Consider the following 10,063-nt stretch of genomic DNA (forward strand, 5'->3'; position numbering starts at 1 on the left):
AACAAACAGAATGCTATCGCTGCATAGTTGAACAGTGATGTTCAGCAGTGTTCAGCGTAAATGTATCAGGAAGTTGACAGTCCCCCAATCCACGAAGTCGGCTACCATCCCCGAGCCCAGCAGAAGGCAGGCCAGTACACCGCTGGGGCTGTGACGCAAGCCGTAGGCCATGGCCAAACTGCCCATCCCCCAGGCCCAAAACAAGCCTGCCGCAGATCCCCCAAGCTGAACCCACTGGGCCATCAGGCCAATACAGGCTCCCAGGGTCAGTTCACCGGCTATCAGCAGGGCGCTGCCCAGCCGTCGGGATCCCTGCTGCCAAACCTGGAAGCCAGCCACCTGCAGCCCTACCATGAGGGCCAAGCACCCCCAGGCTCTTGCCCAGCGGGGAATAGCAGCCCAGTTGGCCGTCACAAAGGAGATCACCCCTAGGCCCACCAGAACTGCGCCAAACAGCAGCAGCACCAGGGCAAATCGCCCGCCGGCTGAGCGTTGCAAGCTATCCAGTTGGTAGTACTCCCACAGCCGCTCCCGCTGCTCAGGTTCAATCAACCCCTGCTCCACCCAGGCATCCAGCAGGTCGGCCAGTTGGCGGCGGAAACGCTCGCCGGGGTAGGGGGGGCGGGGAGAGGTCATGGCGGGATCCCGACAAGCGAAAGGAGGCTCGGGCGTTAAAGGAGTGGGATCGCTGAGGCGATTATAGTCCCTCACCCCTGGCTCCTCTCCCTCTAGGAGAGAAGGAATTGGGATCCCACTGCCTGAAGCACCCGCTGCAACACCTCTTGATAGCCAGCTACTGGATCCCCCAGATCAAAGCGAAAGAGATCTTTATCCAGCACCCGCGGCTCAGATCCCCCCCGATCCCAAAGACGGCAGGTATCGGGGCTAATCTCGTCGGCTAGCAGGATCTCTCCCTTCTCGTCCAGGCCAAACTCCAGCTTAAAGTCCACCAACTCTAGGCGGCAGCTTCGCCAGAAAGCCTGCAGATGGTTGTTGATGGCCAAAGCCAGGGATCCCAAGCGCTCCACCTGCTCCGGCGTGGCCAACTGCAATAGGCGGATGTGATCTGGGGTCACCAAGGGATCCCCCAAGGCATCGTTTTTGTAATAGAACTCCACCAGCGGCGGCTCGATGGGAAGGCCCTGCTCCAGGCCCAGCCGTCGGCAGAGGCTACCCGCTGTGCGGTTGCGCACCACCACTTCCAAAGGCAGGATGTGCAAGGCTCGCACCTGCATCTCGGTGGGGCCGGTTTGGGCCAAGAAATGGTTGGGGATCCCTTGCTGCGCCAGGTAGGCAAACACATGGCTGGAGACGGTGCAATTCACCTCTCCCTTGCCGGCGATGGATCCCCGCTTTTGGGCGTTGAAGGCCGTGGCGTCGTCTTTGTATTGGCAAAGATAAACCCTGGGATCGGCAGTGCGGTAGATGCGCTTGGCCTTGCCCTCGTAGAGCAGCTCTTGGGGGGAGAATGGCATACGCTAACCCCTAGTATCCGGCCAGCCGTCCGCGGATCCCTTGCCAGAAGGTGATGGCCAAGATGCGCAGATCCAGCCACAGCGACCAGTTTTGCACATAGTAGAGATCATACTGGGTGCGGCGGGCAATGCTGGTATCTCCCCGCAGGCCGTGGATCTGGGCCCAGCCAGTCAGGCCGCTTTTCACCAAATGCCGATCAGGATACTTGGGGATCTCCTGGCTAAATTGCTCGACAAAGTAGGGCCGCTCTGGGCGGGGGCCCACTAGGCTCATTTCCCCTTTCAGGACGTTCCACAGTTGGGGCAGCTCGTCCAGGTTGGTGCGGCGCAAAAAGGCTCCTATCTTGGTTCGGCGCGGATCCCCGGGGCGCGTCCAGCCCGGCTGGCCGGCTGCCTCAGCATCCACTCGCATGGTGCGGAACTTGGCAATCCAAAAGCGACGCCCGTCCAAGCTCACCCGCTCTTGCCAATACAGAATGGGGCCAGGACTGCTGCAGGCTACCAGCAGGGCAATAATCAAAAACAGAGGGCTAAGCAAGATCAGGCCCAGGGAAGCTCCTAGGATGTCTACAGCTCGCTTGAGGAACCGGTTGTGGGCGTAGCGCAAAGGGGGCTGACGCAGAGTTAGCAGCGGGATCCCGTCGAGAGACTGCAGGCTGAAGTTCACCGTTAAAAAACTTAAGATATCCGGCACCAAGCGCACCTGCACCGACAATGTTTGCAAACTGAGCAACAGAGGAGCAGTTGCCAGCTCCGGTTGCCCAAACCACACCTCCTGCACTTCTGGGTGGGCTTGCAGATAGGCAATCAAATGGACCAGATCCAGACGCTCAAGAGCCGACCAGGAAGGCTCAAGCTGACTGCACAAGCAGGAGAGGGTTCCTCGGGATGAGCCGGACAGAGTCCTGTCGGCAGACTCAACCCCGCCAGAGGTAGGGCGGGCGGTGTTTAGTACTGGATATGAATCTTGACAGGGATCCCCATTTTGAGATGGGGGATCTTCCTCAAAAGAGCCTTGCTCTACGCCTGCCCAGGCGACTACCTGGAAGCCCAACTGCGGGGATCGCTGCAATCGCTCCAACACTTCCGCCAACACCGACCAGGATCCCACCCAGATGACCTGCCGCCGACCGTAGCCCCTAGAGCACAACCAGCCCATGCCCAGCCGCAACCCCACCCGTACCAAAGTCAAACTCAGCAGAGCCAACAAGCCGGCGTAGCCCACCACCAGCCGCGACAAAGAGACCGAGCGAACGAAAAAGGCCCCTGCCAGCACCAAACCAAACGTCAATCCCAACCCCACCAGCAAACTGGCCCATTCTTCAAAGCGAGACAAGCGCTTCGACTCACCGTATCCGCCTAAGCCCGCCTGAATGCCCCAATAACTGAGGGCGGTCAACAATCCCAAGGCCGCGTAGACATCCCAAGGCAAGAGCTGATGAGGACGCAAGCTGCGCAGCCAGTAGCCCGCCCCAAAGGCCAACCAAATACAAAGGCCATCGCCAAAACAGGCCAAGGGCACCCACAAACGATGCAGATCCAGACGAGTTTTATAGCCGCGTTCGGCCAAGGGTTATCTCCTTCGGCATCAAGACCGTTGACAATCTTACAGAAAAGATTGTGCATCTGAGGCTATTGGACAAGATCAGTGTTGACCAAAACTTGAATGGGTAGCCCTCACCAGATAATTCTATTGACGGCCCTTCCCAGCTTCAAAGGACTTCATGCTGCTGACACAAAATAAGTTCTTTAAGTAATTGGGATCCTCATCATGCAAGAGATAAAAATCCCTGTTGAGTGGGTTAAGTACCATCGGAAAAGGCTGTTGTAGAAACTACCAGAATTGCAGACATTGGATGTCGAAACATGAGAGTTTAAGCAATGATCAAAGTGCAGTCTGAGAACAGCAATGATGACAGGATACTACGATTTCGTTGCCGGGCCGGCTACTGCCAGCAGAGATACACCAAAGGGCAGAGAAAACTTAGGTATCAGATAGGCTTCTGCAGCAAAAATACCCGTCAGCAGTCGATTGAGCCAAAGCGGCGGCATTTTCAGATCTTGGCTTTCCCTCAGGCGAAGCACTTTCTGCATTATGCGGATCCCTGAAATGATTGGGAAAAGAAAACTGTTGAAGAAAACAAGGGTATAAACTTCTAGACCTGAGCTTTTAAGCAACGACAAAAGTTGCCCGCGGGTATATCGTCTCTTGTGATGATTAAGCTCATCATGTAAACTCCACAGCCACGGATAAGCCGGAACAGTTACAACTAAGTAGCCAGATGGGGTTAACCTTTGACTGAGGGCTAGGAGAGCTTCTTTGTCATTCTCCAGATGCTCCAGCACATCCAGCAAAGCAATCAAATCAAATCGTTGAGAACCAAAGGGGATCCGGTTTGGCAACTCCCCCTCTGCCACGATCCCAATACCGCGAGCTTGGGCCAGCGGCAGTGCAATTTCACTCTTTTCCATAGCCCAAACTTTGCCAAATCTGGACAACATCTCCAGGTTGCCGCCGCTACCACAGCCAGCTTCCAAAATATAAGCAGAGGGGGGAAGCGACAGGGATCCAATAACCCGACTCAGAATGTGACGGCGACCCAAAAACCACCAATGCCGGTCTTCCAAGCCTGCCATTTGCTCATAAGCTTCGGGATCCATACCCGTAACCCAACAAAAGATCAAAAACAGGATTAGCCGCAGAAGGGGTTAGCAGAGCATATCTATCTAAACTAAGTCTAGGGGGATAATCGAGCCTTTCCCCAGCGATGCTTACGATACCAGGCCGCCACGTGGGGACACCACGCTTCAAAGTGGGGCCAAATCAGTTCACACAGATGTTGAATTTCTCGTTGAGCATCTTCTTTGGCTCGTAAATCCAAAAAATGCATTAGACTACGGCAATTGAAAGAGACCACGAAGTGTTGTCGGATCCCGTAGCCAATGATGTTACGGGCATCTTCATAGGGCAATCCGCACTCTTCTACCAGGCGATAATAAGCAATGGCCTGGCTGCGATATTGCGCAAGAATGATATCCAAAGCTGCGGGGGAGATGGGCTTGCAGCCTTGGCGGGTTTTGGCTTTGCCCTCTTTGACGCTGGCAGGAACGTAAAACAAAGTTTCCAGCTCTTGCAAAGACAAGGAGGACTCCGTCCCGCCACTGTGCTCCGCAATGTGCTCCGCACCGCTGTCGCGATAGGCCTCCGGCCCGCTGACGCGATCGCTGACGCAACCGTAGCCGGTCTCGCCAACAGGAGCAGCAGTCTCGGTTGTGCTCCGCACCGCTGACGCGAACAAGAGCTTTTTGCCCAAATCGGCAATTTGCTGGCCTGTATATCGGAAGGATTGAACATCAAAAGAAATTCCCACCCGATGAGTACGGGCCTGTTGCATGACAGCATGGGGAAAATAGCCTACCCCAAACGTGATCTGAGGATGCTCTAGAGGCCCATAGTGGCCACGGTTGCCCTCCAGCAAATGCCGCACCACGGCCTCTCCATACTTTTCCGGGATCCGGCTTTCTGAGGTGACAAAATCAGGGCTGTAATCCTGGTGCATTGCCTGGTAGATGACCCGTTCTGGATCTGGGGTTTGATTCAGCACCACAACTTGAAACAAAGCATCCACAGGCTGCATCCCCTAGTGCTTCGCACCGCATGTTAGGATTCTGAGATCCTTGTAAGATCATATTGGCAGCGGAGAACGCCAACGGCATTGGCCTGCTCCACCACAGAGCATATTCCCTATCTGCCCCCACCCTGAGGTATTCCTTAACTCAGTGTAAGGAGAAGAGAGACCGAAACACCTTGGCTATAGGAGCCTACGAGCTCGAGTTTCCTCTGCCAGCACCAGGCTTAGGGCCGGATTGCTGCGCAACAATCCCGCTACGTAAAGGGTATAGACCTTCCCCGCCTCCAACTGGAGGTCAAACCGTTGCAAGGGAATGCTCCGGCTGGGAGCCGACTGCACACCTGGCCCAGGGGCTGAAGGGGCTATGGCCACTTGAATTTGGGTAAAGCCGGGGCGCATGGCTTGAAAGGTGGACACCTGTCCAAACGCCAACTGGGGGATCAGCACACGCCCTTGCTCTCCTTGCCATTGCAGGGCCGGTGCATCAGGGGCAGCGTGGACAAACCGCACCAGGGCTTGATCAAAGGGCGGATGGATGTTGTCTTCCAGCACCAGGGCCGTCATGCGATTCGGCTCGTTGGCAGCAACCACCGAGAATACTCCCCCGCCCCTGAGATTGGCTACGGTTCTGGCCGCAACCAAAGAACTCGCAGGCTGGCCAGGGTTCTCAGGCGTTGAAAACAAAACAATGTCGTACTCGCCCGCCGGTATGCGCACGTACTCGCTCACCGAGCCATAGGCTATGCCCCGAGCAGCTCTCACCCCTCCCACTTCCAAGTCGATCCGAGGGGCATTGGGGGCCACATGCACCAAGCGCACTTGGACTTCAGAAACTCCCGCAGATGCCGAAGGCATCGGGATGGCACAGCCGGACAAAAGCCCCGACATCAACGATCCACCCACCACGCAGAGTACTGCGCCCACCCACCGTCGCACCATGTTCACGCTCACTCCTACTCCTCACACCCAACGCTCACCAGGGATCGAACTGCTGTATTTCTGCAAACCCAAGGAGGGCACTCTCGCTCCCCAAAAGTTCCCATTGGCACGCCAAGGAACCTGCTCTTGTCTTACTCCACTTTTGCGCCCAATGCCATAGAGCTATGGAACGGGTTGGGATCTAGTTCCTTTTAACTAATTAACTAAACCAAAGGCAAATCACCGGACTCGGCCCCACCTGCAGGATCTGGGTTGGGGGCAGGGATCCCTGGCTGGGGAGACCGACGGCTAAACAAGCGGAAATAAGTGCTCACAGCCAGCTCTTTGAGCGGGAAAAGCAAGTAGGTCAGGGGGTTGATGGTGACGATGATGTTGCGGCAGTCTCGTTTGGCCTGGGCCAAGATCTGAGCGGCCACCCAATCTCCCGACATAACCCCAATGGGATTGAGCTGGCTCTTGAAGGGGCCGAGGATGAGCTTGCGCACTGTGCAGGGAGCATCGAGGCGGCGCAGAGTAACCAGATCGCCTAGAGCCCGCTTGGAGAGCTCGTAGAGGGGACTGAAAGCAGGGCTAGCCTCAGCCTCTGAGGTGTTCACCCACACCTCTTTGGTGGCCATCTCAGGGTTGCCGCGCACCGTCTGGAAGAACAGCTCCATTAGGCGCCAACTGGAGAAAGTGTTGACGGCATAGGACTGGCGGACAGACTCGGGATCCCGTTGCCTGTGGACGTTCAGGCCGTGGTTGAGCACCAAGATATCCACCCGCTCCAGCAGCTCTGCCAGGGATCCCTCTTGCCCCACCTGCCAGCGAACGGTCTCCACCGGCTGGATCTGGCCGTCCACTTCGATGTGAACCGAATCCGAATGGGAGCTGAGGGCGATGACTTTGGCCCCCTGCTGGTGAAAATGCTTGAGCAAGGCCCGGCCCAGGGTGCCGGAGGCGCCGGTGACGGCTACTCGCTTGCCTTTCAAGGAGAGACTGGTGCCCATGAGCCGATCTACGAGAGTCAGGGTGCCGCAAAAATAGGCGTTGGTATCGTCGAAGTGGTGCCGCCAGTGGTAGGCGCGGTTGACATGCCATTGGCTGGGAGGAACGGGGAAAGGCCCCGGCTGGTGGGTGATATCCGTCTGCAGGGCCAGCCCCCAACCCCGCAGCATACCAGCCACCCAGAAACTGGCCGAGTAGACCACCCCCACCGCTGCCGCCAGGCCGTACAGCAGGGATCCCTGGCCCAATACCACCACCCAAGGGATCCCGGCCAGGACCATCGTCGCTGCTTCGGGAACATCGTGGTGCCACTGGGATTCTCGGTACAGCTGTGCATCCACCACGCTAAGGTCGGGGCGGAACAGGCGGTGGTGCAGGATGTGTTTGGGCATCAGCCAGGGCCACCGGTGGGCCAGCCAATGGCGCACATCCCGCACGATCTCAGCCCAAAGGATGGAGGCTAGGGCGACAGCCCCCACCCCTATCCAATGACTTACGCTGCTGACATCCATAGACTCGCTTGCGGTGGCCAAACTGCTCTTGGGCTTGTCGTCGCCTCTTCTGTAGGCTTAGTTAGCAACCCTCAAAAATCATCGCAAAGATTCTTCAAAAGATCATCTGCGAGCCTGTCTTCCCTCACCCCCGGCCCCTCTCCCTCAGGGAGAGGGGAGGTAGAAATCAAGGGGCTACGGGCTGAAGCTCTCGGATCTCGACCGGATCTCCAACGGCCAAACCCAAAGCAGCAGCCGTCCCGCCGCGGAACTCCAGCACACCGTCCACCAACTGGGAAGGAGGCGGCCCATAGGTGGGGCAGGGTTGGGCGGGGCAGCCGGGCACATCGGCGGCAATGTACACCACCTTGCCTTGGTGAAGGAAAATGATGTCCAGGTTGATCAGGGTGTTGAACATCCAAAAAGAAGCTGGCTGGGGCGGATCAAAGGGAAACCACATGCCCCGATCCGGCGGCAAATCGGTGCGAAACATCAGGCCCAAGCGCTGTTGCTCAGGGGTGCGGGCCACCTCTAGCTCAAAGCGTTGGCCGGCAAGGGTGACTTCGGCTTCAACCGGCAGTTGCTGGGGCTGCCCTATGGCTGGGGGGGATGGAGAGATGGCTTCGGTTACCTGAGTTTGGGAGGCGGGAGATCTCTCCGTGGCAGCAGTACATCCCAAGCCGGATCCCAGGAGCAGTAGAGCCAGGCCCAAGGCGACTCTGCACCCTTTTGGAACGTGTATCGTGAACAGAACCATGTGGCGCTCTCCTGTGCAGGCTTCATCCTATCGCGCCGGACGCTGCTGCTGCGACTTGACCAGCCAGACGCAGGAAGTTCCCCCCTGGGAGAGCCTTGCCAATTCTTGCTTGCCGGAAGCGGCCTGTGCTTTTCCCCCTTGAGCGCAGCCGGAATGGCGGCTCTGGGCAAGGGCAGCCCACAACCGACCCGATAGCATAGCCATAGACTCTGCCAGGAGAGCCCTATGAAAGACCTGTTTAATCGATCCTTGGTGAGCCGGATCCCTCTTCTGGCTCTGCTGGGTTTACTGAGCCTGGGCCTCTGGCCCACTCACGGGATGGGATCCCGTTCACAGGAAACCCCGGTGCGGATTCCCTTTGAGCCAACGGTGACCTATGGGGAAGGGTATGGGGAAAAGACCGTGGCCCAACAAGCCCAAACCCGCTTTGCGCTGAAACTGTTTGATCACCTGCTCCGTCAGCAGCCCCAAGAGAACCTCTTTTTCTCCCCCTTGAGCATCCGCCTGGCCCTGAGCATGCTCTACAACGGCGCCTCTGGGGAGACTCAAACGGCAATGGCCGAGGTGCTGGAGGCACAGGACCTTTCCCTCAATGAGTTGAACTGGAGCAATGCCCAAATGGTGGGCTGGCTGGCGGAGGGATCCCCGGCAGGAGGGCCAGTCCAGGTGCAAATGGCCAACGGCCTCTGGGTGGATCAAACCCTCACCTTACAGCCCCAGTTTTTGCAGGCTTTGGCCACCTACTACCAAGCGGTGGTGAATCGGGTGAATTTGGGATCCCGGCAAACGGTGAACCAGATCAACGGCTGGGTGGCCGAGCGCACCCAGGGCAAGATCAACCGCATTGTGGATCGCCTCAGCCGCGAGGATTTGATGGTTTTGCTCAATGCCATCTACTTCAAAGGCGAGTGGACTCAGCCCTTCGATCCGGAGCGCACCCAAACTCAGCCCTTTACTCGGTTGGATGGCCGCCGCGTCCGAGTACCCATGATGGTTCAATCCGGTCGTTACGACTACCTGGAAACCGAGCAGTTGCAGGTGGTGAGCCTGCCCTACGGGGAAGGAGAACTGGAAATGCTGATCCTGCTGCCCAAGAAGGGAGTGAAGCTGGAATCGCTGCGGGCAGAGCTGAGCCCGGAAACTTGGCAAGAATGGACGGGATCCCTGCGCCCCCGTGCAGGTTCGGTGCGGATCCCGAAATTTGAACTGGCTTATGAAACGGATCTCACTTCAGTTCTACAGCAGTTGGGCCTGGGAGTTGCCTTTTCCAACCGAGCCGATTTCAGCCAGATGACCCCAGAGCCAGCGCGGATCAGCAAAGTCCTGCACAAAGCAGCAATTGAAGTGAACGAAGAGGGATCCGAGGCGGCAGCCGCTACTGGGGTGATCGTCTCCCGGACTGCTGTCGACCGGCAAGAGCCCTTTCAATTTGTGGCAGATCGGCCCTTCTGGTTTGCCATTGTGGCCTCCGGATCCGGCGGCAACCCAGCGGCCCAAACCGTGTTGTTCATGGGATCCCTAGTGGATCCTGAATAAGGGGATCCCTCAGGGCAGCTTGCTGACTTCTTACCGGGCGTGCAGATCGCTCTTCAGCTAGAAATCGCAGGAGCCCCGCACTGTACCCGTAGGGTCAGTGCCGGGAGAAATGCGCTTTGATGAAGTACAATGGACTTATGAGCCAAGTCCTGACCATATCCTGTAAGCTCAAGGCCTTCCCGTCACAAGCCGCCAAATTGGACGCGACGATGGAGGCTTTTGGCCAAGCCTTGAACTGGGTCAACC

10 protein-coding genes are annotated in these 10,063 nt (G+C 57.5%); 1 reads left to right on the forward strand and 9 read right to left on the reverse strand.

The annotated features are described in order from the left end of the window. Nucleotides 1–51 precede the first annotated feature (51 nt). The 9 genes from NW840_RS10700 to NW840_RS10740 form a co-directional block, all read right to left on the reverse strand. The gene (locus NW840_RS10700) at nucleotides 52–711 is read right to left on the reverse strand and encodes a DUF2157 domain-containing protein (protein WP_414344190.1); all 660 of its coding nucleotides are present in this window, start codon (nucleotides 709–711) and stop codon (nucleotides 52–54) included. A 17-nt stretch (nucleotides 712–728) separates the two neighbouring features. Further along, nucleotides 729–1,475: a phosphoribosylaminoimidazolesuccinocarboxamide synthase gene (purC, locus tag NW840_RS10705; protein WP_414344193.1), complete on the reverse strand. Its 747-nt coding sequence runs from the start codon at nucleotides 1,473–1,475 to the stop codon at nucleotides 729–731. A 10-nt stretch (nucleotides 1,476–1,485) separates the two neighbouring features. Next, on the reverse strand, nucleotides 1,486–3,045 hold the full coding sequence (locus NW840_RS10710; RefSeq protein ID WP_011433382.1) for a sugar transferase: 1,560 nt from the start codon (nucleotides 3,043–3,045) through the stop codon (nucleotides 1,486–1,488). A gap of 353 nt (nucleotides 3,046–3,398) precedes the next feature. Then, a complete protein-coding gene (locus NW840_RS10715; RefSeq protein ID WP_041436582.1) occupies nucleotides 3,399–4,136 on the reverse strand; it encodes a class I SAM-dependent methyltransferase in 738 nt (245 codons plus the stop codon). A gap of 77 nt (nucleotides 4,137–4,213) precedes the next feature. Beyond that, nucleotides 4,214–5,104 (reverse strand): FAD-dependent thymidylate synthase, encoded by an 891-nt coding sequence (locus NW840_RS10720; RefSeq protein ID WP_011433380.1) that lies wholly within the window; start codon nucleotides 5,102–5,104, stop codon nucleotides 4,214–4,216. Between the two features lie 183 nt (nucleotides 5,105–5,287). Beyond that, nucleotides 5,288–6,046 (reverse strand): DUF4397 domain-containing protein, encoded by a 759-nt coding sequence (locus NW840_RS10725; RefSeq protein ID WP_414344196.1) that lies wholly within the window; start codon nucleotides 6,044–6,046, stop codon nucleotides 5,288–5,290. A gap of 203 nt (nucleotides 6,047–6,249) precedes the next feature. Further along, the gene (locus NW840_RS10730) at nucleotides 6,250–7,545 is read right to left on the reverse strand and encodes a bifunctional sterol desaturase/short chain dehydrogenase (RefSeq protein ID WP_414344201.1); all 1,296 of its coding nucleotides are present in this window, start codon (nucleotides 7,543–7,545) and stop codon (nucleotides 6,250–6,252) included. 166 nt (nucleotides 7,546–7,711) lie between these two features. Continuing rightward, a complete protein-coding gene (locus tag NW840_RS10735; RefSeq protein ID WP_414344197.1) occupies nucleotides 7,712–8,236 on the reverse strand; it encodes a DUF192 domain-containing protein in 525 nt (174 codons plus the stop codon). 72 nt (nucleotides 8,237–8,308) lie between these two features. Further along, nucleotides 8,309–8,485 carry a hypothetical protein gene (locus tag NW840_RS10740; protein ID WP_414344198.1) on the reverse strand — a complete coding sequence of 59 codons (177 nt, stop codon included), beginning with the start codon at nucleotides 8,483–8,485 and terminating at the stop codon, nucleotides 8,309–8,311. Nucleotides 8,486–8,506: 21 nt separating this feature from the next. On the opposite strand from NW840_RS10740, the gene NW840_RS10745 reads away from it, so the two are divergent. Beyond that, nucleotides 8,507–9,817 (forward strand): serpin family protein, encoded by a 1,311-nt coding sequence (locus tag NW840_RS10745; RefSeq protein WP_414344200.1) that lies wholly within the window; start codon nucleotides 8,507–8,509, stop codon nucleotides 9,815–9,817. Nucleotides 9,818–10,063: the final 246 nt, after the last annotated feature.

Origin of the sequence: Synechococcus sp. R5-13 (assembly GCF_047462015.1) — a bacterium.
GTDB lineage: Bacteria > Cyanobacteriota > Cyanobacteriia > Thermostichales > Thermostichaceae > Thermostichus.